The organism is Tropicimonas sp. TH_r6 (assembly GCF_033101155.1).
Taxonomy (GTDB): Bacteria; Pseudomonadota; Alphaproteobacteria; order Rhodobacterales; family Rhodobacteraceae; genus Tropicimonas.
The window spans coordinates 1-378 of the sequence record NZ_JAWMPX010000102.1 but is presented as its reverse complement, the minus strand read 5'-3'; the positions used below and the strand labels follow the sequence as shown (position 1 = coordinate 378).

At 64.6% G+C, this 378-nt stretch carries 1 pseudogene; it reads right to left on the bottom strand.

Going from position 1 to position 378, the window contains the following annotated elements:
• Window positions 1-378: pseudogene (locus tag R3X27_RS25575) on the bottom strand (hypothetical protein); the annotation flags it as partial.

Sequence of the window (378 nt, the reverse complement as noted above, 5' to 3'; positions counted from 1 at the left end):
TCGGAGATGTCCCAGCTCTGGCTGTCGAAGGTGAGGGTCTCGATACGGGTGCTTGAGCTGTAGAAATGGTCGCTGAGGGTCACGGCGCTCAGGTGATTTCTGAGCCCGTCTGTCGCGTGGATGACGAGGTCGTAGCCCGAGGTCTCGAAATCCAGCGCCGACAGGCTGGAGACGAAACCGGTCAGGTCGAGCGTGTCGGTGCCGCCGCCTGCATCTTCATCCACGGTGGTGCTCTGGGCGCGATACTCCGTACCCGCCGCGCGCTCGATCACGTAGAGATCGTTGCCGGAGCCGCCATGGAGCACGTCCGTGCCGGTCTCGCCTGTCCGCAGCGTGTCGTTGTCCTCCTGCCCGTAGAGCGTGTCACTGCCGGAGCCG